The sequence below is a fragment of the Martinezella lusitana genome (assembly GCF_014207095.1).
GTDB classification, from domain to species: domain Bacteria; phylum Pseudomonadota; class Alphaproteobacteria; order Rhizobiales; family Rhizobiaceae; genus Rhizobium; species Rhizobium lusitanum_B.
In genome coordinates this window covers 23777-50593 of sequence record NZ_JACHBG010000018.1, presented here as the reverse complement: position 1 = coordinate 50593, position 26817 = coordinate 23777, and the positions used below count along the sequence as shown (strand labels likewise).

19 protein-coding genes are annotated in these 26817 nt (G+C 61.4%); 4 read left to right on the top strand and 15 right to left on the bottom strand.

The genetic code is table 11. The features are described from left to right. The first annotated feature begins 31 nt into the window (after window positions 1–31). Window positions 32–2107 (top strand): ATP-dependent helicase, encoded by a 2076-nt coding sequence (locus GGD46_RS25780; protein WP_184709382.1) that lies wholly within the window; start codon window positions 32–34, stop codon window positions 2105–2107. A gap of 178 nt (window positions 2108–2285) precedes the next feature. On the opposite strand, the gene mmsB is transcribed toward GGD46_RS25780, so the two are convergent. The 8 genes from mmsB to GGD46_RS25740 all read right to left on the bottom strand — a co-directional run bounded on the left by mmsB (window position 2286) and on the right by GGD46_RS25740 (window position 10734). After that, entirely contained in the window at window positions 2286–3167 is an 882-nt protein-coding gene (mmsB, locus tag GGD46_RS25775) for a 3-hydroxyisobutyrate dehydrogenase (RefSeq protein WP_184709380.1), read from the bottom strand. Window positions 3168–3291: 124 nt separating this feature from the next. Further along, window positions 3292–4350 (bottom strand): enoyl-CoA hydratase/isomerase family protein, encoded by a 1059-nt coding sequence (locus GGD46_RS25770; RefSeq protein WP_184709378.1) that lies wholly within the window; start codon window positions 4348–4350, stop codon window positions 3292–3294. 39 nt (window positions 4351–4389) lie between these two features. Continuing rightward, complete coding sequence (locus tag GGD46_RS25765; protein ID WP_184709376.1) at window positions 4390–5985, bottom strand: GMC family oxidoreductase; 1596 nt, start codon at window positions 5983–5985, stop codon at window positions 4390–4392. A gap of 162 nt (window positions 5986–6147) precedes the next feature. Beyond that, a complete protein-coding gene (locus GGD46_RS25760; RefSeq protein ID WP_409527714.1) occupies window positions 6148–7131 on the bottom strand; it encodes a branched-chain amino acid ABC transporter permease in 984 nt (327 codons plus the stop codon). Between the two features lies 1 nt (window position 7132). Then, window positions 7133–8020, bottom strand: a complete 888-nt coding sequence (locus GGD46_RS25755) for a branched-chain amino acid ABC transporter permease (RefSeq protein WP_184709372.1) — start codon at window positions 8018–8020, stop codon at window positions 7133–7135. Between the two features lie 3 nt (window positions 8021–8023). Continuing rightward, window positions 8024–8725, bottom strand: a complete 702-nt coding sequence (locus GGD46_RS25750) for an ABC transporter ATP-binding protein (protein WP_184709370.1) — start codon at window positions 8723–8725, stop codon at window positions 8024–8026. Window positions 8726–8727: 2 nt separating this feature from the next. Next, complete coding sequence (locus GGD46_RS25745; RefSeq protein ID WP_184709368.1) at window positions 8728–9510, bottom strand: ABC transporter ATP-binding protein; 783 nt, start codon at window positions 9508–9510, stop codon at window positions 8728–8730. Between the two features lie 15 nt (window positions 9511–9525). Then, window positions 9526–10734, bottom strand: a complete 1209-nt coding sequence (locus GGD46_RS25740) for an ABC transporter substrate-binding protein (protein WP_184709366.1) — start codon at window positions 10732–10734, stop codon at window positions 9526–9528. A 173-nt stretch (window positions 10735–10907) separates the two neighbouring features. Here GGD46_RS25740 and GGD46_RS25735 point away from each other — a divergent pair, with 173 nt between their 5' ends. Next, window positions 10908–11834: a LysR family transcriptional regulator gene (locus tag GGD46_RS25735; RefSeq protein ID WP_184709364.1), complete on the top strand. Its 927-nt coding sequence runs from the start codon at window positions 10908–10910 to the stop codon at window positions 11832–11834. 18 nt (window positions 11835–11852) lie between these two features. On the opposite strand, the gene galE is transcribed toward GGD46_RS25735, so the two are convergent. The 4 genes from galE to GGD46_RS25715 all read right to left on the bottom strand — a co-directional run bounded on the left by galE (window position 11853) and on the right by GGD46_RS25715 (window position 15684). Continuing rightward, complete coding sequence (gene galE, locus GGD46_RS25730) at window positions 11853–12887, bottom strand: UDP-glucose 4-epimerase GalE (RefSeq protein WP_184709361.1); 1035 nt, start codon at window positions 12885–12887, stop codon at window positions 11853–11855. A 248-nt stretch (window positions 12888–13135) separates the two neighbouring features. Continuing rightward, window positions 13136–14302, bottom strand: a complete 1167-nt coding sequence (locus tag GGD46_RS25725) for a pyridoxal phosphate-dependent aminotransferase (protein WP_184709359.1) — start codon at window positions 14300–14302, stop codon at window positions 13136–13138. 144 nt (window positions 14303–14446) lie between these two features. Further along, on the bottom strand, window positions 14447–14872 hold the full coding sequence (gene mscL / locus GGD46_RS25720; protein ID WP_184709357.1) for a large conductance mechanosensitive channel protein MscL: 426 nt from the start codon (window positions 14870–14872) through the stop codon (window positions 14447–14449). Window positions 14873–15123: 251 nt separating this feature from the next. Then, window positions 15124–15684 carry a TetR/AcrR family transcriptional regulator gene (locus GGD46_RS25715; protein WP_184709355.1) on the bottom strand — a complete coding sequence of 187 codons (561 nt, stop codon included), beginning with the start codon at window positions 15682–15684 and terminating at the stop codon, window positions 15124–15126. A gap of 138 nt (window positions 15685–15822) precedes the next feature. Between GGD46_RS25715 and GGD46_RS25710 the strand changes: the two genes are divergently transcribed. Next, a complete protein-coding gene (locus GGD46_RS25710) occupies window positions 15823–17034 on the top strand; it encodes an MFS transporter (RefSeq protein ID WP_184709353.1) in 1212 nt (403 codons plus the stop codon). Window positions 17035–17162: 128 nt separating this feature from the next. Here the strand turns inward: GGD46_RS25710 and GGD46_RS25705 are convergent, their stop codons facing one another. From GGD46_RS25705 to GGD46_RS25695, 3 genes are read right to left on the bottom strand one after another with little or no spacing between them, the layout of a single operon-like run. Beyond that, the gene (locus GGD46_RS25705; protein WP_184709351.1) at window positions 17163–19373 is read right to left on the bottom strand and encodes a 3-hydroxyacyl-CoA dehydrogenase NAD-binding domain-containing protein; all 2211 of its coding nucleotides are present in this window, start codon (window positions 19371–19373) and stop codon (window positions 17163–17165) included. 12 nt (window positions 19374–19385) lie between these two features. Beyond that, on the bottom strand, window positions 19386–20594 hold the full coding sequence (locus tag GGD46_RS25700) for an acetyl-CoA C-acetyltransferase (protein WP_184709349.1): 1209 nt from the start codon (window positions 20592–20594) through the stop codon (window positions 19386–19388). A 35-nt stretch (window positions 20595–20629) separates the two neighbouring features. Continuing rightward, a complete protein-coding gene (locus GGD46_RS25695) occupies window positions 20630–22426 on the bottom strand; it encodes an acyl-CoA dehydrogenase C-terminal domain-containing protein (protein WP_184709347.1) in 1797 nt (598 codons plus the stop codon). Window positions 22427–22906: 480 nt separating this feature from the next. On the opposite strand from GGD46_RS25695, the gene GGD46_RS25690 reads away from it, so the two are divergent. After that, complete coding sequence (locus tag GGD46_RS25690) at window positions 22907–26575, top strand: peptidoglycan-binding protein (protein WP_184709345.1); 3669 nt, start codon at window positions 22907–22909, stop codon at window positions 26573–26575. Window positions 26576–26817: the final 242 nt, after the last annotated feature.

Below are 26817 nucleotides of genomic sequence, written 5' to 3'. Positions count from 1 at the left end.
CATATTCAATCCGGCATGTTCAGGAGAATTCATGACCGCTGCCACAGCCTATCTGGAAAAGCTCAACCCGGAGCAACGGCTGGCGGTGGAGCATGGCACGACTGAGGGTGACGGCCATGTCGCCGGTCCGCTGCTGGTCATCGCAGGAGCAGGATCCGGCAAGACCAACACGCTTGCCCATCGCGTCGCACATCTGATCGTCAAAGGCGCGGATCCGCGCCGTATCCTGCTGATGACATTCTCGCGCCGCGCCGCCGCCGAGATGGGCCGCCGCGTCGAGCGGATCTGTCGCGAGGTGCTGGGTACGAATGCCGGCATCACCGCCGATGCGCTTGCCTGGACGGGTACATTCCACGGCATCGGCGCGCGCCTGCTGCGGGATTATGCCGAGCAGATCGGCATCGATCCGGCCTTTACGATCCACGACCGGGAAGACAGCGCCGATCTGATGAATCTCGCGCGTCACGACCTCGGCTTTTCCAAGACCGAAAGCCGTTTCCCGACCAAGGCGACGTGTCTTGCCATCTACTCCCGCTCCGTCAATGCGGAGGCGCCACTCGATGGCGTGCTGCGGGATTACTTTCCTTGGTGCGCCATGTGGGAGCAGCAGTTGCGCGATCTCTTCGCCTGTTATGTCGAGGCGAAGCAGGTGCAGAACGTGCTCGATTACGACGACCTGCTGCTCTACTGGGCGCATATGCTGCAGGAGCCGCTGATCGCCGAGGATATCGGCAGCCGCTTCGATCATGTGCTTGTCGACGAATATCAGGATACCAACCGGCTGCAGTCCTCCATTCTATTGGCCCTGAAGCCGGACGGCCGAGGATTGACCGTCGTCGGAGACGATGCGCAGTCGATCTATTCCTTCCGCGCCGCGACCGTGCGCAACATTCTCGATTTCCCGAAGGCCTTCACGCCCTCGGCCGATATCGTCACGCTCGACCGCAATTATCGCTCGACGCAGCCGATCCTTGCCGCCGCCAATGCCGTGATCGATCTCGCCTCGGAGCGCTTCACCAAGAACCTGCGCACCGAGCGGCAGAGCACGGAGCGACCGCGGCTGGTCACGGTGCGCGATGAGGCCGACCAGGCGCGTTACATCGCTGATCAGGTGTTGGAAAATCGCGAGGGCGGCGCAAGGCTCAAACAGCAGGCCGTGCTCTTCCGCACGTCAAGCCATAGCGGCCCACTGGAAGTGGAGCTCACCCGGCGCAACATTCCCTTCGTCAAGTTCGGAGGGCTGAAGTTCCTCGACAGCGCTCATGTCAAGGACATGCTGGCGGCTCTGCGCTTTGCCCAGAACCCGCGCGACCGCGTTGCCGGCTTCCGCCTGATGCAGCTGCTGCCTGGCGTTGGCCCTTCGACGGCGCAGCGCGTGCTCGACCAGATCGGCGAAGAGGCAAGCCCGATCACGGCGCTGACCGAGCTGCCGCCGCCGCCCCGCACGGGAGACGACTGGACCACTTTCGTCGAGACGATACGGGAGGTCAAAAGCGGCGGGGCCGGATGGCCGGCCGAAATCGGTCTGGTTCGGCAATGGTACGAGCCGCATCTGGAGCGGGTACACGAGGATGCATCGACGCGACTGGCGGATCTCATCCAGCTGGAGCAGATCGCAGCAGGCTACGGCTCGCGCGAGCGCTTCCTGACCGAACTGACGCTCGATCCGCCTGACGCCACCAGCGATCAGGCCGGCGTGCCGCTGCTCGACGAAGACTATCTGATCCTGTCGACCATCCATTCCGCCAAGGGGCAGGAATGGACGAAGGTCTTCATCCTCAACGCCATCGACGGCTGCATCCCCGCCGATCTCGCGGTCGGATCATCCGCCGAAATCGAAGAGGAGCGACGGCTGCTTTATGTCGCCATGACGCGGGCCAAGGACAATCTCGATCTCGTCATTCCGCAGCGCTTCTTCGTGCACGGCCAACATGCGCAGGGCGACAGGCATGTCTTTGCCTCCCGCACCCGCTTCATTCCGGCGACGCTGCTGCAGTTCTTTGAGGTCTGCGGCTGGCCGCAGGCACGGGCTGAAAGTGCGGCCGCCATTCGGGCGCGAGAGGTGCGAGTCGACGTGGGTGCGCGCATGCGGGGCATGTGGCGGTGAGTTGAGCCTCCCAAAAAGCCCCTCACCCTAGCCCTCTCCCCGCAAGCGAGGAGAGGGAACGATCGTGCAAAACCGCAGGCTCCTCAGCCACCGAAAGCTACGTGGGGCATAACTCCCCCTCTCCCCGCATGCGGGGTGAGGGGCAGCTTTTCACGCCCCTCACTGTCACCGGCACTCCTCACTTCGCTTCCCGAAACATCTCGATAATAGCCGAAAAATCGCGGCCGCCATTGCCGAGCTTTTCGAAGAGCGCGTAGAGTTGTGCCGCTTCGGCGCCCAGAGGCGTCGACGCGCCGCTCGATAGTGCAGCTTCCTGCGACAGGCGCAGGTCCTTGAGCATCAGGGCAGCCGCGAAACCGGGCTTGTAGTCATTGTTGGCGGGCGAGGTCGGTACGGGGCCGGGCACCGGGCAATAGGTATTGATCGACCAGCACTGGCCGGACGAAGTCGAGGCAACGTCGAAGAGGGCCTGATGCGAGAGGCCGAGCTTTTCGCCGAGCACGAAAGCCTCGCAGACGCCGATCATGGAGATGCCAAGGATCATGTTGTTGCAGATCTTCGCCGCCTGGCCTGCGCCGGCATCGCCGCAATGGACGATCTTCTTGCCCATCACATCAAGCAGCGGCTTGGCGGCCGTAAAGCTTTCCGTCGAACCGCCGGCCATGAAGGTCAACGTTCCAGCCGCCGCGCCGCCCGTGCCGCCGGACACCGGCGCGTCGAGCGAGAGGCAGCCTGCATCGCCTGCCATGGCATGCGCTTTGCGGGCGCTGTCGACGTCGATTGTGGAACTGTCGATTACCAAGGTCCCCTTGGGCACGGAGCGCAGCACGTCGGCCCAAACGGTGAGGACATGCTGGCCCTTCGGCAGCATGGTCACCACCACTTCCGCGTCGGCCAAAGCCTCCGTGAGCACGCCCGCAGGTTTTACTCCCGACGCTTCGGCCACCTTCAGCACATCGTGCGAGAGGTCGAACCCGGTGACGGCATGGCCCGCCTTGACCAGATTGGCCGCCATCGGGCCTCCCATGTTGCCGAGGCCGATGAATGCGATCCGTGTCATGATGTTTTCCTCCCATGATCGGTTGAAGCAATTCCGGGAAAGACGCAGATCGGCCTTCCGTTCCGGAATTGCTTAAAGTGGTGAGATAGAGCGGTTCAGAAATCCCGTGATCAGCTGAACCGGTCTAGCTCGCGAAAAGCGGCGGCTGCGCCGGCACGAAGAAGCGGTCGATATCATCGGCGGTGACGTCGGCAAGGCTTGCCGGGGACCATTTCGGATTGCGATCCTTGTCGATAACAGCGGCGCGCACACCTTCGTAGAAATCGTGATTATACAATATGCCCCTGCAGGCACCGAGTTCACGATTAAGGCATTCGGCAAGATCGGCGCTCGTTCGCCCTGCCCTGAGCAGCCGTAAGGTCAGCTTCACGCTGGTCGGCGAGCGGCTGGCGATCACGCCGGCGGCTTCAGCGGCAAACTCTCCAGGCTCACCAGCCAATGCCGCTAAGATCCCTTCCACTGTGTCTGCCGAGAACGTGCGGTCGATCACCTCGCGGTTTGCCGCAAGCCGGCTTTCGCCGGCATCCGCCGCCATCGTCCGGATCAGAGCATGGACGTCTGCAGCAGAGGCAGCAGCAGGCAGCGCTGCTATCGCATCCATGAGTGCCGGCAGCGCCGAGGATGCGACATAGTGATCGGCAAAACCGGCATGGATGACATCGGCAGCTTCGACGGTAAGGCCGGTCAGTCCCATCCAGGTGCCGGCTTCCCCCGGCGCGCGCGGTAGCAGCCACGTGGCGCCGACATCAGGGAAATAGCCGATGCCAGTTTCGGGCATGGCAAGGCGGGTGCGCTCGGTGACAACGCGATGGCTGCCGTGCGCCGAGAGGCCGACACCGCCGCCCATGGTGATGCCATCCATCAACACGACATAAGGTTTTGGGTAGCAAGAGATGGCATGGTTGAGCAGGAATTCTTCCCGCCAGAAGGTTTCCGCTTCGCCTGTGCCTTCCTTGCCGCTCCGATGCAGCAGGCGGATATCACCTCCCGCGCAAAAGCCGCGCTCGCCCTCGCCCATAACAATGACGCTTGCGATCGTTGGATCTGTGGCGAAATTCTCCAGGGCCGGAGCGATGACCCGTACCATCGGCAATGTCAGGCTGTTCAGCGCCTTCAGGCGATTGAGCCTGATGATCCCGGCCGATCCGCGCCGCTCGATGATGACCTCATCCGTAGTATCCATGCAAATCTCCTGTCCTTGCTGCCATCCATGAATAGGGTTTCATCTGTGGTCGGCAAGGATCATCTCGGCTGCCTTTTCGGCGATCATGATGGTTGGCGAATTGGTATTGCCCGATGTGATCGACGGCATGACGGAGGCATCGGCGATGCGCAGCTTTGCCAATGCCCGCAAGCGCAGGCGGGGATCGACCACACTTTGCGCGTCGCCGCCCATGCGGCACGTGCCGACTGGATGGAAAATCGTCGTGCCGATATCGCCGGCGGCCCGCTCCAGATCCGCATCCGTCTCATAGGCCGGCCCCGGCTTGAACTCCTCCGGCCTGAAGCGGGCAAACGAGGGCTGCGCTACGATCCGCCTGGTCAGGCGAATGGAGCGCACGGCGATTTCCCGGTCTCGCGCAGCGGAAAGATAGTTCGGGTTGATCGCCGGCTGCAGAGCGAAATCAGGACTGCGCGCATGCACCGAACCGCGGCTTTCGGGCCGAAGATTACAGACGCTGGCGGTGATGGCCGGAAAGGGATGAACCGGATCGCCGAACTTGTCGAGCGAGACCGGCTGCACGTGATATTGCAGGTCCGGCGTTTCCTTGTCGGGGCCGGAACGCGTGAAGATGCCGAGCTGGCTCGGCGCCATCGCCATCGGGCCTGAGCGGCGAACCAGATATTCAAGGCCGATCGCCGCCTTGCCGATGAGGCTTGTCGCCTTCTCGTTCAGTGTGGGAACGCCGGTCACCTTGTAGGCAAGGCGAAGCTGCAGATGATCCTGCAGATTTTCGCCGACGGACCGGACCTCGCGCACCACCTCGATGCCGGCCTTGTTCAACACATCGCCGTGACCGATGCCTGACAGTTCGAGAATATGCGGCGAGCCGATGGAGCCAGCCGACAGCACCGTCTCCTTGTTCGCATAGGCGCGCTTCGCCACGCCGTCATGCTGGAATTCGACGCCCGCGATAGCGTCGTCTTCGACGATCAGGCGGCGGACCTGCGCTTTCGTGTAGACGGTGAGATTGCCACGCTGCATGGCCGGCCGCAGGAAGGCTTTCGTCGTGTTCCAGCGGATGCCGGAGCGCTGGTTGACGTCGAAATAACCCGATCCTTCGTTGTTGCCACGATTGAAATCAGCCGTCTCCGGAATGCCCGCCTCCCTGGCCGCGGCTTGGAAGGCATCGAGCACGGCCCAGCGAACACGCGCTTTCTCGACTCGCCATTCGCCGCCGGCGCCGTGCATCTCGTCCCTGCCGCGATAGTGATCCTCGGACTTGACGAAATAGGGCAGCACATCGTCCCAGCCCCAGCCGGCGCAGCCGAGCTGCCGCCAGAGATCGTAGTCGCGCGCCTGGCCGCGCATGTAGATCATGCCGTTGATCGAGGAACAGCCACCGAGCACCTTGCCGCGGGGGTAGTTCAGCGAGCGGCCATTCAGGCCTGCTTCCGGCGACGTGGTGAAGCACCAGTCGGTACGGGGGTTATTGATGCAGTAGAGATAGCCGACAGGGATATGGATCCAATGGTAATTGTCGTTGCCGCCGGCTTCCAGCAGCAACACCCTGTTGTTGCGGTCAACCGAGAGCCGGTTGGCCAGCACGCATCCGGCACTGCCGGCACCGATGATGATGTAATCGAAGCGATCCATTCCAAAAACTCTATCGTCCTCTCGCCCCGCGTGCGGGTAGAGGGTTAGGGTGAGGGGCAGGAAGGTCCGGCAAACTCCATATTTACTGGAAGCCCGTGCGGGGCCCTTATCCGCCCTTCGGGCACCTTCTCCCCGCCTGCGGGGAGAAGGAAAATCAAATCGCTAGCGCCGATATTCGAAACCCAGTTTCCGTCCCAGCCGCGAGGCATAGAATTCGCCGACGATGCCGCGGCGGAAGAGCAGCACGCAAACCATGAAGACGATACCGGTGATGATGGTGACGGGAAATTCCGAAGTGGCGAGATAGTTTTCCAGCGTTGCCACCAATCCCGCCCCGAAAATCGGGCCGATCAACGTGCCGATGCCGCCGAGCAGGGTCATAAGGATGACTTCGCCGGACATCTGCCAGGCGACATCGGTGAGCGTCGCGAACTGGAAGACCAGTGCCTTGACCGAGCCTGCCAACCCCGCCAGCGCCGCCGACATGACGAAGGCGCCGAGCTTGTAGTGCGCGACGGAATAGCCAAGAGAGATCGCCCGCTGCTCGTTCTCACGGATCGATTTCAAGATCATCCCGAAGGGCGAGTTGATGAAGCGCCAGGTGATGAGGACGCCGATCAAAAACACGGCGAGAACAAAATAATACATATTGAGGGAGTTATTGAGATCGACAACTCCGAACAGGTAGCCCCGCGGCACCGACTGGATGCCGTCCTCACCCTGGGTGAACTTCGCCTGCAGGCAGAAGAAATAGAACATGTAGGAGAGCGCCAGCGTGATCATGGCGAAATAGATGCCCTGACGGCGGATGGCGACGAAGCCCATGACCAGGCCGAGCAGCGATGCGCCGGCAACGCCGATCAGGATGCCAAGCTCGGGCGGAACGCCCCATTCCTTCACCGTGTATGCGGTGAAATAGGCAGCACCACCGAAAAAGGTCGCATGGCCGAAGGACAGCAGGCCGGCATAGCCGAGCAACAGATTGAAGGCGCAGGCGAAAAGCGCGAAGCAGAGCACCTTCATGACGAAGATCGGGTAGACGAAGAAGGGGGCCCATATCAGCCCGACGAGGCCGATCACCAGCAACAGCTTCTGCACGGAGAGGGCCGGCTGCGCCTTCGGTTTTGTTGTGATCAATCCAGCCATGTCACGCATCCCGACCGAAGAGGCCTGCCGGCCTGATTAGCAGCACAATCGCCATAATGACGAAGATGACGATGTTGGAGGCTTCCGGATAGAAAACCTTGGTCAGGCCTTCGGCAATTCCGAGCATATAGCCCGTCACGATCGCGCCCATGATCGAGCCCATGCCGCCGACGACCACGACCGCAAAGACGATGATGATCATGTTCGATCCCATCAGCGGCGAGACCTGGTAGATCGGCGCGGCCAGCACGCCGGCAAAGGCGGCAAGCGCGACGCCGAAGCCGTAGGTCAGCGTCAACAGCACCGGCACGTTGACGCCGAAAACCTGCACGAGCACGGAATTCTCGGTCGCGGCACGCAGATAGGCGCCGAGTTTCGTCTTCTCGATCAGAAGCCAGGTGCCGATGCAGACGATCAGCGAGGCAATGACCACCCAGCCACGATAGACGGGCAGGAACATGAAGCCGATATTTTTCGCGCCCGCCAGTTCCGTCGGAACGGCATAGGGCTGGCCGGAAGAGCCATAGAGATAGCGGAAGGTTCCCTCTATGGTCAGCGCCATGCCGAAGGTGAAAAGCAATCCGTAGAGCGGATCGATCTTGTAGAGCTGGCGCAGGCAGAGCCGCTCGACCACCGCCCCGAACAGGCCGACGATGAGCGGCGCCAGAACCAGAGCGGGCCAATAGCCGATGCCGGCATAGGCGAGCAGCAGATAGGCCGTGAAAGCCCCGAGCATGTAGAGCGCGCCATGGGCGAAATTGATCACCCGCAGCATGCCGAAGATGATCGCGAGACCGAGGCTCAGGAGCGCATAGAAGGAGCCGTTGATCAGCCCGATCAGCAATTGACCGAGAAGAGCCTGGGCGGGGATGCCGAATATCATCGTCATGGCTCAGACCCCCAGAACCTTGTGCAGCATATCCATCCGTTCGGACAATTCGCCGACTGGAAATTCCGAAACCATCTGGCCGTGATCCATCAGATAGAAGCGATCGGCGATGCGGCTGGCGAAGCGGAAATTCTGCTCGACGAGCAATATCGTCATGCCGCGGCTTTTCAGCTTCTGCAGGACTTCGCCGATACGCTGGACGATGACGGGAGCAAGGCCCTCAGTGGGCTCGTCGAGCAGCAGCATGCGAACGCCGGTGCGCAGGATGCGTGCCATGGCGAGCATCTGCTGCTCGCCGCCCGAGAGCCTCGTGCCGACGCTGTTGCGCCGCTCATGCAGATTGGGAAACAGTTCGAAGATCTCGTCGAGCGTCATGCCGCCAGCGGCGACGACCGGCGGCAGCATGAGATTTTCATAGACGCTGAGCGTCGAGAATATGCCGCGCTCCTCCGGCACGAAGCCGATGCCCTGATGCGCCGTCTTGTGCAGAGGCACCTGCATCATGTCCTTGCCGGCAAAGGCGATCCTGCCCTTGCGGGCGCGGACGATGCCGACGATCGTGCGCAATGTCGTCGTCTTGCCGACGCCGTTGCGGCCGAGGATGGTGATGGTTTCCCCTTCGCCTACGCGCATGTCGACGCCGTGCAGGATATGGCTTTCGCCATACCAGGCATTGAGGCCCTGAACTTCCAGAAGCGGCGCCATCGTCAAGCCTCCTCCGTGCCCATATAGGCTTCGCGGACGCGCGGATCGCGGCTCACCGTCGCATAGTCGCCCTGGGCCAGGATTTCACCGCGCTGCAGCACCGTGACATGGTGGCAGATATCGGCAACGACCGAGAGATTGTGCTCCACCATGAGCACAGCCCTATCGCGCGCAACATCGCGGATGATCGCGGAGACCGTGTTTACGTCCTCCAGCCCCATGCCGGCCATCGGTTCGTCGAGCAGCAGCACCTTCGGATCGAGCGCGAGCGTGGTTGCGATCTCCAGCACGCGCTTGCGGCCGTAGGAAAGATCGGCCGCAACGGCATTGCGCTCCTTTGAGAGGCCGACAGAGGCAATGAGCTGTTCGGCGCGCGCATTGAGACTGTCCAGCGACGACAGCGGCCGCCAGAACTGATGGGCGAGATTGTTCGGTCGCTGCAGGGCGACGCGGACATTGTCCAGCACCGTAAGATGCGGAAAGACGGCCGAAATCTGGAAGGAACGCACGAGGCCCATGCGCGCAACCTTGTCCGGCCTTGTGCGTGTAATATCCGTATCGAGCAGCGTGATCGTGCCATGCGTCGGCTGCAGAAACTTGGTGAGCAGATTGAACACCGTCGTCTTGCCGGCGCCGTTCGGGCCGATCAGCGCATGGACGCGGGCGTGGTGAACGTCGAGATCGACATTCTTGACGGCAGTGAAGCCGCCGAAATCCCGTCGTAGTCCCCGGGCGGACAGTACCACCCGGGGCTCTTCATGCAGATGTGTCGCTGACATCGCCATAGGCTGGTCCGAGCCCTATTGCTTGACGAGGTCGCAGCCACTCTTGGCTGGATCGATGTAGGCTTCCTTGCCTGGGATCGTCGCCAGCACGTTGAAATAGTCCCACGGCTCCTTGCTCTCTTCCGGCTTCTTGACCTGAAGCAGATACATGTCGTGGATCATACGGCCATTCGCGCCAACCGTGCCGCCGCGACCGAAGAAGTCGTCAACCGGCATTTCATGCAGCTCCTTGGCGACGGCATCGGTATCGTCCGTACCGGCCTTCTGGACCGCCTTCAGATACTGCATCACGGCGGAATAGGTACCGGCATGCACCATGTTCGGCATCTTGCCGGTGCGGGCAAAGAAGCGCTTGCCGAACTCGCGGCTCTTGTCGTCAAGATTCCAGTAGTAGCCTTCCGTCAGGGTCAGGCCTTGTGCCGCCTTCAGGCCGAGACCATGAACTTCGGCGAGCGTGAAGAGCAGCGCCGCCAGATGCTGGCCACTCTGGCTGATGCCGAATTCAGAAGCCTGCTTGATGGCATTCGCGGTATCGAGACCGGCATTGGCAAGGCCGATGACCTTGGCACCCGACGACTGCGCCTGCAGCAGGAAGGACGAGAAGTCATTCGACGACAGCGGATGACGAACAGAGCCTAAGATCTTACCGCCGTTCGCCTTGACGAAATCACTCGTCTGCTGCTCCAGCGAATAGCCGAATGCATAATCCGCGGTCAGGAAGAACCAGGTGTCGCCACCTTGCTTGACGAGTGCACCGCCAGTGCCGACGGCGAGCGCATGCGTGTCATAAGCCCAGTGGAAACCGTAGGGCGAACATTGCTTGCCGGTAAGATCCGACGTCGCGGCGCCGGTGACGATGTCGATCTTCTTCTTTTCCTTGGCAACAGCCTGCACGGCAAGAGCCACGGAAGAGGTCGTCAACTCCATGATCGCATCGACCTTGTCCTGGTCGTACCATTGACGGGCGATATTGGAAGCGATGTCGGGCTTGTTCTGATGGTCGGCATTGATGATCTCGATCGGCACGCCGAGAACCTTGCCGCCGAAATCCTCGGCAGCCATTTTCGCGGCTTCCACGGACGATTTGCCGCCGAAGTCGGCATAGACCCCGGACTGGTCGTTCAAGATGCCGATCTTGACGAAACCATTGGCCGGGCCGGCGGCAAAAGCCGCGGTACTCGTTGCAAGCAGAAATGCCAGGGATGCAATAAGACTCTTTCGCATATCCTCTCCTCCCAGAGATTTGGCAAAAACGAATCTGTTCAAATTTGACGGGTCGAATTTCTAAAAACGACTTTCCTCTTAAGGCAAGATCACGGAATTCACACGTTGACGCAAGTCGCGATTGAAATTAATTCCAAACAATGTCTGTTCATTTTTGAACAGAAGGGGAAGGGATGAAGCACACACCGCATTTCACCTGGGACGATCTGCAATTCTTCCTCGCGGTGGCGCGGACAGGGCAGCTATCGACCGCCGCCCGGCAGTTGCGCACCAGTCACGCCACGGTTTCCCGCCGCATCGACCGGCTGGAATTCTCCTTGAAAGTCAAACTCTTCGAGCGCAACCCGCGCGGCTACATGCTGACAGCCATGGGTCAGCGTTTCATCGACACAGCCGAGCGGATGGAGCAGGAAACCGAGCGCCTGCAGGCAGATCTTTCGGCCGGGTCGGCAACGCAGCGCGGCGTGGTTCGCATCAGCGCGCCGGAAGGCTTTTCCAACTTCTTCTTCACGGGCGTGCTGCCGGAATTCACCGCGCGCCATCCGAATATCTCGCTCGAGCTCATTACCATTCAGCAGATCATGTCGCTCTCGCGCAAGGAGGCCGATATCGTCGTGGTCCTCGACCCGCCGAAGGCTGGCCCCTACTTCACCGAGAAGTTGACTGACTACCATCTTCAGGTCTACGGATCCCGGGACTATCTCGCCCGCCATCCGGCTGTCGCAAGCCGTGATGATCTGACCAATTTTGCCTTCATCGGCTATATCGAGGATATGATCTTCGCGCCGGGGCTGGACTATCTCGACGATGTCCACCCACGCATCAGGCCGCAATTCCAGAGTTCGAGTATCTTTGCGCAGCTGACGGCAACCAAGAGCGGCCTTGGGCTATGCGTGCTGCCGTTCTTCATCGCAGGCAAGCACCCGGATCTTCAGGTCGTGCTGCCGCAGGAGGTCGATCTGAGGCGTCATTACTGGATCACATGCCACCGCGATCTGCGCCAGTCGCCGCGGGTGCGCACCGTCATCGATTTCCTGACGGAAGCCGTACGCCGGAATGCGCCGGCATTTCTCGGCCCTTGGAGAAACGCCGAAGGCTGATGGCAGCGACTGCCGGCGTCAGGCGCTCTGGGCGGCAAGGATCAGCTGCGGCTCATCGGCGTCGAGGCCGGCGCGCTTCGCCAGCCTGATTTCCCAATCCAGCGACGAGCGCACGATCGTTTCGAGACTATTGTATTTCGGCGTCCAGCCCAGCTCACGCTGCGCAAGCGTTGCATCGGCAATGACGCTGGCGGCATCGCCGGGTCGGCGCGGCGCTATATGAATACGGAAAGCGCGGCCATGCACGCGCATGACCATGTTGAGCACATCAAGTACGGAGTAACCCGTGCCATAGCCGCAATTGGCAACCAGCGACCGACCGCCGCCGCGCAGATGCCGCAATGCCAGGAGATGCGCCTCGGCAAGATCGCTGACGTGAATATAGTCGCGAACGCCGGTTCCATCATGCGTCGGATAGTCCGTGCCGTAGATATTCACCTGGTGGCGGCAGCCGAGAGCCGCCTCGCAGGCAACCTTGACGAGATGGGTGGCACTTTGGCTCGATTGTCCCGCCCGCCCTTCCGGGTCGGCACCGGCGACGTTGAAATAGCGCAGCGCCACATAGCTGAAATCGTAGGCCGCAGCGGCATCGCGCAACATCAGCTCCGACATCAGCTTGGATTGGCCATAAGGGGATTCCGGCCGCGGCAATGCGGTTTCGCTGACCGGCATGTCGGCCGGCTGCGCTCCATAGACGGCGGCGGTGGAAGAAAAGACGAAATGGCGAATTCCGGCACGGACCGCAGCACTCATCAAGATGCGGGTCTTGCCGGTATTGTTTTCGTAATAGGAAAGCGGGTCTTCGATCGAAGTCGGGACGACGGCCGAACCGGCGAAATGGATGATGGCGTCGATGCTGTTTTCGGCGAAGATCGTCTGCAGCAGCGCTTCGTCGGCGATATCGCCGAGATAGAAACGGGCGGCAGGAGGGACAGCCCAACGGAAGCCGGTAGAGAGGCGATCGATGACCACGACGTCCTCGCCCGCATCCAGCAATTTCCAGACCATATGGCTGCCGATATAGCCGGCCCCGCCAGTCACCAACACCGTCATTCTTCGCGTCCCCGCCAAGTCTTGTTGGCGATATATGGCGCGTCGTCCCTTGCCAATTTGATTAAAAGCAGACGGCGGAAGGGGGAAGATTGCGGGAATGGTTAGGACAGCCTTTCCCGGATCGATTGCATTTTATGGATTGGCGCTATGGCACCTTGCGGAGAATGCGCCCCTCCGTCCTTTCTTCAGGACAGAGGGGGTATACAGAGCGCGAAGCCAAACGTTGCGAACCGCAGTAGCGGACGTTCTTACAACCCCTGAATATAGCGGCTCAAGCGCTCGGCCGCGTCGGCAATCTTTGCCGGATCGCGCAGAAAGCAGGCGCGCATGAAGAGCTCGCCGCCCTGCCCGAATGCCGTTCCCGGCGCCAGGCCGACGCCGGTCTTGTCGACGATGTCGAGCGCGGCCTTGCGGCTGTCGGTGACGCCGTCGATCTTCAGGAAGGAGTAAAGAGCACCATCCGGCTTCAACGTATGCACGCGATTGGTCGCAATCAGCGCCTCGCAGAGAATGTCGCGTGAGCGGGTCGCCTTGGCGATGTTGGAGCGAACGAAATCATCGCCTTCGTTTAGTGCGGCGACTGCGCCCCGCTGCATGAACTGTGCGACGCCCGATGTCGAATATTGCACGAGATTCTCGAGCACCTGCCCGAGCTCTGCGGGAGCGACGATCCAGCCGACGCGCCAGCCGGTCATCGACCAGTTCTTCGAGAAGGAGTTGACGAAGAGGATCTTGTCGTCGGCTTCCTTGACGTCCAGGAAGCTCGGCGCCCGGCCGCCGGCATAATAGTAGAGCGCATAGATCTCGTCGGCCATGATCCAGAGGCCGTATTTGCGCGCCAGTGCCAGGATATCCCGGAGATCCTGATGGGTCGCCGTCCAGCCGGTGGGGTTGGATGGGGTATTGATGAACAGACCCTTGGTCTTCGGGGTGATCGCCGCCTCGAGGCGTCCAAGATCAACAATCCATTTGCCGTTCTCGAATTGCAGCGGCACACCGACCGAGCGCGCGCCGGCAATTTCGAGAGCCGCGGCAATGTTCGGCCAGGCCGGCGTCAGATAGACCATCTCATCGCCGGGCGAGGTAATCGCCTGGACGGAAAGCTGAATCGCCTGCATGCCGGAGCCAACGACATAGAAATTCTCCATCGGCAGCGAAGTGCCGAAGTGCCGGCCGTAATAATCCGCCAGCGCTTGACGCAGTTCCGGAATGCCCCGCTGCCAGGTGTAGAAGGTTTCGCCGGCATTGAGCGACGCCATGGCAGCGCGATTGATGAAATCGGGCGTCGGCAGATCGCCCTCGCCGACCCAGAGCGGCAGCAGGCCATCACGGCCGCGGGCATAATTCACCACTTCGACGATGCCGCTTTCGGGGGCTGCGAGCGCGCGCGGGCTGAGGCTATTCAGTATCGACATGCAGAATCTCCGGTTTCTGCCTTCATAAAGCAGAGCGGCGGACAAATCCCATGACTTTGCCTTAGCGACCGATCGATTTCCGTGATGAATAAAGCCCCGGCCCTTGCGGGACCGAGGCTTTTAAAAACACCCCCTAAGGAGAGATCAACGCTTCGCGAGAAGATCGCGGATTTCCGTCAACAGCTGAACGTCAGCCGGCGGAGGCGCTGCTTCAGCAGCCTTCTCTTCCTTGCGCGCAACCTGGCTTTGCAGCTTGTTCACGCCCTTGACCATCAGGAAGATAATCCAGGCAAGGATCAGGAAGTTGATGAGGACGGTGATGAAGTTACCGTAGGCGAAAACCGCACCCTGGGCGCGGGCGGCAGCCAGCGTCGGCGCATTGACGGCCGAGGAAAGACCGACGAAATAGTTCGAGAAATCGAAGCCGCCAAAAATGGCGCCGACAATCGGCATGATGATGTCGTCAACCAGCGATTTCACGATACCGCCGAAAGCACCGCCGATGATCACGCCGACTGCGAGATCCATGACATTGCCTCGGGCGATAAATGCCTTGAATTCATTAAGCATTGAGCAGTCCCCTTCGCGTTGCCGTTGAATTCACTAATGATGATTAGCATCATCTTTTGTCATATTTTTCAACAGCAAATTGGTGCATCGCCCCGCTCCAGCGTGCATATCCCAAGATAATTCCCCAGATAGAACAACTTATCTGTGCCGGCGCCGATCTACTTGTTCGTCAGTTGCGAGCAACCTAGCCAACGACGCCAGGGACGGACTTCGTGGAATTCGGTTGGCGCATCGGAGTCGGTTGCGGCGATCTACCCTTTGAATTTCTGCATCACCTTCGCGATCAGTTCGCGAACATAATCCTCGCCGATGGGGCAATCGAAAAGGATGCGGTATATGATCGGCGAGATGACATGATCCATCAGCTCTTCCAGATCAGGAAAGCGCTCGCCTGATTTCTCCGCCCGCGCAATGAGAACGGCAAGTTGTTGCTGCATGTAACAGCGGCACTTTTCGACACTGGTGCCGTCGGTCGAGGAAAGAACGTCGCGCAACATCTGCCGTCCGACACCTGATGCCATCTCATCGGCATATTGCTCGATCCATGATTCCAGATCTTCGCGGGCACTGCCGATCCTCGGGGGCTCGCTCTCCGGCCGCAAGCGCGCAGCGGCCACATCGGCCAGAAGCTCCTGCAGATCGCCCCAGCGACGGTAGATGGTTGACGGCGTGACATTGGCGCGCTGTGCGATCAAAGGGATTGTCACATCGGTGCGATCCATCGTTGCAAGTATGTCGCGGACGGATTGATGAACCGCCGCCTGTACTCTGGCGCTGCGCCCACCCGGACGAGGATTCTCTCTGTGGCTCATAAGCCTTTGCCAATCTTTCGCTTTTGCGGGCAGTGGTGCACAATTCGACACCAACTAACGCAAATTATTTGCTTTTGTGCGTCAGGCACCCTATATCCGCCTAACGCAATCTTTTAGCTTTAAGTCAGGATATAGTCGATGACTGAGCCCGTTTCCACTGCTAGCGCGCCGATTTCACCGGCCAGACGTCTTGCGCCCTTCTATTATGCCGCGACCAGCGCGCTGTTCTTTGCCGCCTCATCCGCACCGACGCCGCTCTACCGTCTCTACCAGCAGACCTTCGCCTTCTCGCCGGTGCTGATCACAGTCATCTTCGCCGTCTATGCCTTCGCCCTCCTCGTCGCGTTGCTGATCGTCGGTTCGATTTCCGATCATCTCGGCCGGCGCCCTGTCATCTTCGCATCGATCCTCCTCAATATGGTGGCAATGGCGTTATTTTTAATGGCCACAGGACCGAATTGGCTGATTGCGGCCCGCATCGTGCAGGGGCTGGCAACAGGCGCTGCGGCCAGTTCCATTGGGGCTGCCCTTGTCGATCTCGATCCGATCAGGGGCTCGATTACCAATAGTCTCGCGCCGCTTGCCGGCATGGCGGTCGGCGCGCTCGGCACGAGCCTGCTCGTTCAGTTCGCACCCGCGCCGATGCTGCTCGTCTATGCCGTGACGCTCGCCCTCCTCCTCCTTCAGGCGGCGCTTCTCTGGCTCATGCCGGAGACAACGAAGCGCCGGGCCGGGCTGCTCGCATCGCTGAAGCCGGAAGTGGCGGTACCGCCGCAAGTGCGACGCACACTGCTGGCGCTGACGCCTATCAATATCGCCGTCTGGGCGCTCGGCGGCTTCTATCTGTCGCTGGTCCCCTCACTGGTCAGCGCGACGACCGGCAGCACTGCACCCTTGATCGGCGGCTGCGTGGTCGCCGCCTTGACGATCAGCGGGGCGAGCGCCGTTTTTCTATTGCGCAAAAGATCTGCCACCACAGCCATGTGGTTCGGCGTATCGAGCATGACGCTCGGCGTCTTGGCCGTGATTGCCGGCGTGCATACAGCCGAGGTATCGATCCTTGCCGTGGGAACTGTGATCGCTGGTTCAGGCTTCGGGGCAACCTTCCTAGGCACGGTACGCAGCATCATGCCATTGGCCAAGCCCGACGAACGCGCCGGCCTTCTCTCTGCTTTCTACATCGAGAGCTATCTCGCCTTCAGCGTGCCCGCCATCGTCGCAGGTTTCCTGTCGAAGGCGCTTGGATATGCCGAAGCGGCCGATATTTATGCTGCGGCCATCATTCTGCTCGTCGGCTGGGGTGTCGTTGCCCTAAGGGCCGGCAAGGACAAGCAGCTGAGCGTAGCGTAAGATAATACTTACAAATTAACCTCGACGAGACCCCTACCATCGGCCACAAGACCGGCAAAGCCGAGGATCGAAGAAAAGGCCGCCCCAAAGGAGCGGCCTATCATTTGCCATCAAAGATCAACCTCGCCTCAGGCCGCCTTCTCGACGCGATAGGGATCGAAACGCCCGTAGAAGGTCTCGCCCTTCGCGGCCATGTCCTTCAGCAGCGCTGTCGGCTGGAAGTGCGGGCCGTAAGCGGCGGCCAGCTTTTCGCAGAGGTCCACGAAGGTCTTCACGCCCATGCCGTCGATGTAGGACAGCGCGCCGCCGGTATAGGGGGCGAAGCCGAAGCCGAGGATCGAGCCGACATCGGCCTCGCGCGGATCGGTGACGATACCCTCTTCGATGGTGCGCGCCGCCTCGAGCGCGATGGTGACGAGGAAGCGCTGCTTCAACACGCCGACATCGACCTCATCGGCCTTCTTCTGCGGATAGAGTTCCCTAAGGCCCGGCCAGAGCGACTTCTTGGCCGGCTTCGGCGGATACTCATAGAAGCCCTTGGCGTTCTTCCGGCCCAGGCGCCCTTCGCGCTCCACCAGACCGGTGACCAGCTGCATGTGACGCGGATCGACGGCCTTCTCGCCGAGATCCGCGACCGTCGCCTTCAGGATCTTGTAGGAGAGATCGATGGCGACTTCGTCGTTGAGCGCCAGCGGCCCCACCGGCATGCCGGCCATCTTGGCGGCATTCTCGATCATGGCTGCGGGCACGCCCTCGATCAGCATGTCATAGGCTTCGTGGATATAGCGGAAGACGCAGCGATTGACGAAGAAGCCGCGGGTGTCGTTGACGACGATCGGCGTCTTCTTGATGGCGGCGACGTAATCCAGCGCGACGGCAATGGCACGGTCACCCGTTTCCTTGCCGAGGATGACTTCGGTCAGCATCATCTTCTCGACCGGCGAGAAGAAGTGGACGCCGATGAAGTCCGCTGGACGTTTGGAATTCTTCGCAAGACCGGTGATCGGCAGCGTCGAGGTGTTGGAAGCGAAGACGGCAGTTGGCGGCAACACGGCTTCGACGGCCTCGATGACGGCTTTCTTGACCTCGCGATCCTCGAATACCGCCTCGATGACGAGATCGGCATCCTTCAGATCGGAATAATCAGCCGAAGGCGTGATGCGCGAAAGCAACGCGGCACCCTCGTCTTGCGTCATTCTTCCCTTACTAATCGAATCCTTGACCAGGCCTTCGCCAACACCCTTGCCCTTGGTGGCAGCTTCGATATCGCGATCGATCAGCGTGACCGGAATGCCGGCGGCTGCCGTAACATAAGCGATAGACGCGCCCATGAAACCGGCGCCGACGACACCGACGTTCTTCAACTCGGTCTTCGGCTGGCCTGCCGGACGGCGAGCGCCCTTGCCAAGTTCCTGCATGGAGATGAACAGCGAGCGGATCATCGAATAGGCTTCGGTGGTCTGCAGCACATGGGTGAAATAGCGCTGCTCGATCTTCAGGCCGGTATCGAACGGAACCTGCAGGCCTTCATAGACGCATTTTAGGATGGCGAGTGCTGCCGGATAATTGCCCGATGTTTCGCGGCGCAGGATGGCGGGGGCTGCCGGCCAGAGCTGGGCTGCGGCAGGCGTCCAGATACCGCCGCCCGGCGCCTTGAAACCCTTTTCATCCCAAGGTGCTACCGGCTTCAGACCGTCCTTGATCATCTGTTTGGCGGCCGGGATCAACTGATCCGGCTCGACCACCTGATGCACGAGGTTCATCGCCTTGGCGCGTGCCGCCGTCAGCGACTGGCCCGTCGTCATCATCTGCAAGGCCGACTGAGCGTCCGCCAGGCGCGAGACGCGCTGCGTGCCACCGGCACCCGGGAAGAGACCGACCTTGACCTCTGGCAGCGCGATCTTGACGCTCTTGGCGTTCGACGCAACGCGGCCATGGCAGGCCAGCGACAGCTCGAAAGCGCCGCCCATGCAGGTGCCGTTGATGGCAGAGACCCACGGCTTGCCGCAGGTTTCGAGCTTGCGGAAGAGGCCCGTCATGCGCCCGACGAGATTGAAGAGCTTCTGCGCGGTAGCAGCCGGGTCTTTCGCCTTCTCATCCTGATAGAGCGAGAACATCGACTTGATCATCGACAGATCAGCGCCGCCGGAGAAGGAGGACTTGCCCGAGGTGAAGACCACGCCCTTGACGGCTGCATCGGCAACGGTGGCGTCGAGGATGGCGTTCAGCTCATCCATCACCTCGGCGGTGAAGACGTTCATGGACTTGCCGGGCATATCCCAGGTGACGAGTGCGATGCCGTCTGCGTCGGTCTCAACGGTGAAATTTGTGTAAGCCATTGCTTTCCCTCCTCAGACGCGTTCGATGATCGTGGCCGTACCCATGCCGGCGCCGATGCAGAGCGTGACCAGCGCGGTATTGAGGTCGCGGCGCTCCAGCTCGTCCAGCACGGTGCCGAGGATCATCGCGCCGGTCGCACCGAGCGGATGGCCCATGGCGATGGCGCCACCGTTGACGTTGATCTTGTCATGCTCGATATCGAAGGCCTGCATGTAGCGCAGCACGACAGCGGCGAAGGCTTCGTTGAGCTCGAACAGATCGATGTCGGCAAGCGTCAAACCGCTGCGCTTCAGGAGCTTTTCGGTGACGTCAACCGGGCCGGTCAGCATCAGCGCCGGGTCGGAGCCGATATTAGCGAAAGCCTTGATGCGGCCGCGCGGCTTCAACCCCATACTCTCACCGCCCGCCTTGGAGCCGAGCAGCACGGCGGCGGCGCCATCGACGATGCCGGAGGAATTGCCGGCATGATGGACGTAATTGATGCGTTCGACTTCCGGATGCGCCTGAATGCCGACCGCTTCGAAGCCGCCCATTTCGCCCGGCAGCTGGAAGGACGGATTGAGCGAGGCGAGCGCCTGCATATCGGTGCCTGGACGCATGTGTTCGTCGCGATCGAGAATGGTCAGGCCGTTGATATCCTTCACCGGGATGACGGAATTCTTGAAATAGCCCTTTTCCCAGGCATTGGCGGCGCGCTTCTGGCTCTCGACGGCATAGGCATCGACGTCATCGCGCGAGAAGCCGTATTTGGTGGCGATGAGATCGGCCGATACGCCCTGCGGCATGAAATAGGCCGGGAAGTTGACGGAGGGATCCATGAACCAGGCGCCGCCGGACATGCCCAAGCCGACGCGCGACATGCTTTCGACACCGCCGGCGATGACGATGTCGTCAGCACCCTGCGCGATCTTGGCGGCACCGAAATTCACGGCATCGAGGCCCGAGGCGCAGAAGCGCGAGATCTGCATGCCGGGGGCCTTGGTGGAATAGCCGGCTTCGAAGGCGGCACCCCTCGGGATGACGGCGCCGGCTTCCATGACCGGATCGACGCAGCCCATGATGATATCGTCAACCGTTGCGGTGTCGAGGCCGTTGCGGTCGCGGATCGCCTCCAGCGTCTTGGCGGCAAGGCGAACGGACGGCACTTCGTGCAGCGATCCATCCTTCTTGCCCCGTCCGCGCGGCGTGCGCACGTGGTCGTAAATGAAAACCTCGGTCATGTCTCATCTCCCTGCAGCGGCAAGCGCCGCTTTGATCAAAAGGCTTCCGCCGCCAGTTCCATCATGGTGTCGGCGCCGGTTTCTATGCGAGCCTTGCGCAATGCCGTTTCCGGCATGATGCGCTCCATATAGAACCGCGCCGTGACAAGCTTGTTCTTCAGATAATCCTCGCGCGCAGCATCGCCGCGTGCAAGGCCATCCTGTGCCGCCTTCGCCATCTTCGCCCACATATAGCCGAGGACGACGAGGCCGAAGAGGTGCATGTAATCGGTCGAGCCGGCACCGGCATTGTCGGGCTTGGCCATGGCGTTCTGCATGAACCACATGGTTGAGGCCTGCACATCGTTCAAGCCCTTCTTCAGGTGTTTGGTGAAGAAGCCCATCTGCTCGTCGTTGCGGTTCTCCTCGCAGAAATCGCCGATTTCCTTGAACAGGGCCATGACGGCGCGGCCGCCATTCAGCGCCAGCTTGCGGCCGACGAGATCGAGCGCCTGGATACCGTTGGCGCCTTCATAGATCATGGCGATGCGGGCATCGCGGACATACTGGCTCATGCCGTGTTCTTCGATATAGCCATGGCCGCCGAAGACCTGCTGCGCCATGACGGCGTGCTCAAAGCCCTTGTCGGTCATGACGCCCTTGAGGATCGGGGTCGCGAGGCCAAGGACATCGTCGGCTGCCTGACGGTCCTTCTCGTCCGGGGAGCGATGGGCGATATCGGATTTCAGCGCCGTCCACAGCAGGAAGGCGCGGCCGGCCTCGTTGAAGGCGCGGATGGTCATCAGTGTGCGGCGGATGTCGGGGTGAACGATGATCGGGTCCGCCTTCTTGTCCGGCGCCTTCGGGCCGGAAAGCGAGCGGCCCTGAATGCGCTCGCGGGCATAATTGGCGGCATTCTGATAGGCGACTTCGGCGATCGACACACCCTGCAAGCCGACGGCCAGACGCGCCTCGTTCATCATGACGAACATGGCGTTGAGGCCCTTGTTCTCGGCACCGATCAGAAAGCCCGTCGCCTCGTCATAATTCATGACGCAGGTGGCGTTACCGTGAATGCCCATCTTGTGCTCGATCGCGCCGCAGGAAACGGGGTTGCGCGCGCCGAGCGAACCGTCTTGCCTGACGAGGAACTTCGGCACGATGAACAGCGAGATGCCCTTGGTGCCCTCAGGAGCGCCTTCGATGCGGGCAAGGACGAGATGGACGATATTGTCCGTCATGTCGTGTTCGCCGGCGGAAATGAAGATCTTCTGGCCGGAAATCTTGTAGCTGCCGTCGGCTTGCGGAACTGCCTTGGTACGCAGGAGGCCGAGATCGGTGCCGCAATGCGGTTCTGTGAGGTTCATCGTGCCGGACCACGTGCCCTCGACCATCTTCGGCAAATAGGTCTGCTTCTGCGCGTCGGAGCCATGCACGAGGATGGCTGCGATCGCGCCCTGTGTCAGACCCGGATACATCATCAGCGACATGTTGGCGGCGGAGGTATATTCGCCGACTGCGCAATGCAGCACATAAGGAAGTCCCTGCCCGCCGAATTCTTCCGGCACGGCGAGGCCGAGCCAACCACCTTCGCGATAGGCGCGATAGGCCTCCTTGAAGCCCTTCGGCGTCGAAACCGTGCCGTCATCGTGGCGTACGCAGCCTTCCTGATCACCCGAGTAATTCAGCGGGAAAAGCACCTCTTCCGACAGCTTTGCCGCCTCGCCGACGATCGCCTCGATCATGTCAGGCGTCGCATCGGCATAACCCGGAAGATTGTTGTAGCGCTCCAACCCAAGCACATCGTTCAGGACGAAGAGCGTATCATTCACCGGGGCCTTGTAGACTGGCATCTCTCGAATTCCTCCAATTCGCCGCCGGACCTCAGATTCCGGCCACTGCGATTACCCATATAAAATATTGACGTTTGCGTAAACGTCAAGTTTTTGTCGCGCCGATTTTTTCTAGGGATCTACAGATGGGAATTTGGATCGGCGCAAACGAAGATCCGCGTTCCCGTGGTCTCTATCGAGCTAATATCGGAAGAATATCGAGGCATCCGACAGCAGAACCGAAATAAAAGGTTAAAGATTTCCGCCAAACTTAACGAGTTGTTTACCACGTTTCGTAAATTGTACGAGTTGAGCAGCAGTGCTTCGCGCTTCTTCAATCTATCATTGAATGACGCGGTGTCTTTGCGGCTCGGTTTGAGGAAAGCCAATAGATTTATCCCTTTCCGAACGGCGGGATCCGGGCATTGCGGCAATGGCGCAGCGTCTTTCTTCCGTCAACACGGTGACCTGGGTGGTCATAGTTCGAGGCGAGCAAAAGATATGAGCGGATCGCGATCAAATCCTACCAGCACGGGCGACTGGACATCGCTGGATGCTCTGAGCCGCACGATCGAGGGGCTGGAGGCGCGCATCGAGGGATTGATGGGCACCGCAGCCTCGCGCGATACGCGCCAGCGCGTTGCAGCCGGCTACGGCGCCGTTCCCGAGCGGACAGCGGCCCCGGAGCGCATGCCGCCGCGCCCCGAGCGCGAATACCCCGCAAGCCGGCCCTATGAACGTCCGCTGCGTTCCGAACGCCAGGAGCAGCATGAGGTCCGCCCAGATCCGCTTGCAGAAATCCGCCAGCGCCAGCGCGCGCTCGAGGCGAACCGCGAGCGGCTGCTTGCGCGCCGCGAAGAAATCCCGCAGGCCGAGCCGCAGCCGGCCCGGCGTCCGCTCGATGCCTATAGCCCACGCCAGCAGCAGCGGCCGGCCGCCGAAAGCTCCGTCGACATCGCCCAGGCGCTCGTCAATCTCCGCCAGGACCTGAAGCGCGACATCGCCGACAGCGTGACCCGCGAAGTAAACGCCCTGCGCGCTGAAATTCGCGATATCCGCGAGAACAGCAACGACAAACATTTCGCAGCCGATGTTCGCGAGGACATGGCGCGGCTTGCCGACAGCATCAACCAGCTCACCGGCCAGCCGGAGACGGCGGGTCTCAAGGCCGAGTTCGACGAGCTGCGTTCGCTGATGGACGGCCTTGCCCGCGAGGAATCCCTGCACCACGTCGAACGCCAGGTAAAAGCGATCGACACGACCGGCCTGCAGGACGAGCTCGTATCGCTTGCCTACCGCCTCGACGACATCAAGCAGCACCTCGGCGGCATGAACGACAGCCCCGCCGTGCATGCGCTGGAAAACAAGCTGCTGACGATCGCGACTGCCATGGAGAGCCTCGGCTCGATGATGCAACCGCAGGATCAGGCAATGCAGCGGCTCGAAGGCCAGCTGAGCGGCCTTGCCGACCAGATCGATGTCATGAGCCGCGATGCGGCACGACGCCAGCCCGCGGACGATCTCTCCGGTCGCCTCGAAGCGCTTGCCATGCGCATCGACGAACTGGGCAGCGCCAAGGCCGTCGCTCGCCTCGAGGAGCGTCTGGATCAGCTTTCGCACTTGATGGAACGCTCGCAGAAGGCGGCGCCGCAGCCGGAGCTCGTCACCTATCTCGCCGACATCTCGCACAAAATCGATGCGCTGGAACACGGCTCGGTCGGCAATGCGCTTGCGGACCGGCTGGACTATCTCGCTCGCCGCATCGACGAAATCGATTTCCATCCGCCGGCTCCGGCAGCAAACATCGATGACGGTGCGGTCCGCCGGCTCGAAGGCCGCCTCTCCGACATCGCGGCCCGGCTCGAAGCCAGCACAGCCGCACCGCCGACGGACACGCAGGCCCTGCGCAGCCTCGAAGAGCAGATCGCCCACCTGTCCACCCTTCTCACCAGCGAGCCCCGGGCAGCGGCGGGCGAGCATTTCCCTGTCGATTTCGATCGGCGGATGAGCGCCATCGAAGATTATATGGCGACCAACGACGAATACATCATCGAAGCCGCACGCCATGCGGCGGAAACCGTCGTTGAAGCCTATTCTCGCGAAGGCGGAATGGCCGGCAGCGCGCAGCATGGCGATATGGCCGCACTGACGGCTCTTGCCGAAGACCTTCGTCATCTCGAAGATCTTAGCCGCGCCAGCGACGAGCGCACGCACCGCACCTTCGAAGCGTTGCACGACACGCTGCTGCAGATCGCCGATCGGCTCGACCACATGGAACATCGCCGACCGGCACCCACCATGCCGGCAGCGGCCTTCGAAAGCGACGTCTTCGCCGACGAGGATGCGCCGGCAATCAAGCCGCCGATGGCCGCACAGCAGAAGGCCGGCCCGATCATCCGCACGGTTGCGCCCGCAGAAACGGCCGCAGCGTCCGAGACCGCCGTCGCACAGGCAATCGATGCCAATACCAAGGCAGAGATCAAGGCCGCCGCCAAGAAAAGCGGTTCGAAGGCAGGCCTTCTCGCCAGCCTCGGCAAGCGTTTCTTCACGCCGGAGAAGGCCGAGCCGATCTTCCTGCCGGATCGCCCTGTCATCGAACAGGCACCGTCCATCGACCCGGCCGACATGATGCCGACGGAAGAGGCAAACGAGCTGCTGGAGCCCGGCTCCGGCGCGCCCGATATCAAGAAGATCCTGGAGCGCGTACGCGCCAGCCAGAACACCGCCCGCGGCGGCCGTCAGCCGACCGAAAACGAGCGTGCAGACTATATCGCTGCAGCCCGCCGTGCCGCACAGGCCGCGGCGATCGAAGTCGATCAAGTCCAGCGGACAGCACCCGCCGGCAAGAAGGATGCGAAGAAGGGCGGAGCGTTCTCGCGCTTCCGCCGCCCGATCCTGCTCGCCATTGGCGCGGCCCTGCTGGCGATCATGGCCTTCCCGCTCGTCAACACGTTGACGCGTGGCCAGAAGGCACCCGCGCCCGCCGAAATTTCGACCATGGTTGCGCCGGCAGATAGCGCGGTGACCAACCGCGTTGCCACCAATGCAGCCCCGGTCGTCAATGATCAGCAGCCGGCTGCAAACCAGGCCGCAGCGCCGGTTGCGACGTCAGCGGACACGGCAAATGTCCAGCCCGCGACGGCATCTGCCAACCCGGCACTCGCACCGACCAGCGACCAACCTGCGGCAACACCTTCGGCCGAAGTCCCCTCGGCCACCGCCGACAATTCTGGCGGCAGCACAGCACCTGGGCAGCAAGCGAGCGCTGACGCTTCCACCGACAACGCCGTCGCGGCTCCGGCGGCCGCAGAGATCCAGGTGCCTGATGGCATTCAGCCGCCATCGCTTGTCGCCGCCGCGAAATCGAGCGACCCTGTCGCGCTCTTCGAGATCGGCGCCCGCTATACCGACGGCCGCAATGTCGCGACGGATCTGAAGCAGGCGGCGAACTGGTATCAGCTTTCGGCCGCGAAGGGCTATGCTCCGGCACAATACCGGCTCGCGAGCATGTACGAGAAAGGCAACGGCATCGACCGTGACCTCCTCAAGGCCAAGGGCTATTATGAGCAGGCCGCCAATCAGGGCAATGCCAGCGCCATGCACAACCTTGCCGTCCTCTACGCATCTGGGACGGCGGGACAGCAGGACTACGACTCGGCTGCGAACTGGTTTACGCGCGCTGCCAATCTCGGCGTGTCCGACAGCCAGTTCAACCTTGCGATCCTTTATGCTCGCGGTAACGGCGTGAAGCAGGATCTGCAGGAATCCTACAAGTGGTTCGCAATCGCCGCAAAGAGCGGCGACAAGGACGCCGCGCAAAAGCGTGACGAAGTCGCCAACGCCATGAAGCCGGCCGATCTCGAAGGCGCTCGCGCCAAAGTCGATCTCTGGAAGGCGCAGCAGGCTGATCCCAAGGCCAACGGCACGGATGTTCCCGACGAGTGGACCACGGGCAAGGGCGTGAACACCGCGTCCATCGACATGAAGAAGGCCATCCGCAACATCCAGGCCATCCTCAACAAGAACGGTTTCGATGCCGGTGCGCCAGATGGCAGCATGGGCGACAAGACTGTGGCGGCGCTGAAGAGCTTCCAGAAGTCCGTCGGCCTGCCGTCCGATGGACGGGTGACCGATCAGGTCGTCAAGGAGCTGCTCGCCCGCAACAAGTAGGTGATCCGCACCTGTCGAACGCAGTCAAACAAAAATGCCGGCGCAACCACGCCGGCATTTTTGTTGCGGGATACTCCTCCAAACCCCTCCCGATGCCGCCCTCGGGTGGCCGCCGCGCTCGTCACAGAAAAGCGAAAAAAGCCGCGCTAAGGTGGAGCGGGCAATTCGAATCTGTCGTGTCCAGCTTTCCTAAGGCTCTGGCAACGATTTCAGGTTAGAATTCGCCGTTTAAAAGGGGAAAA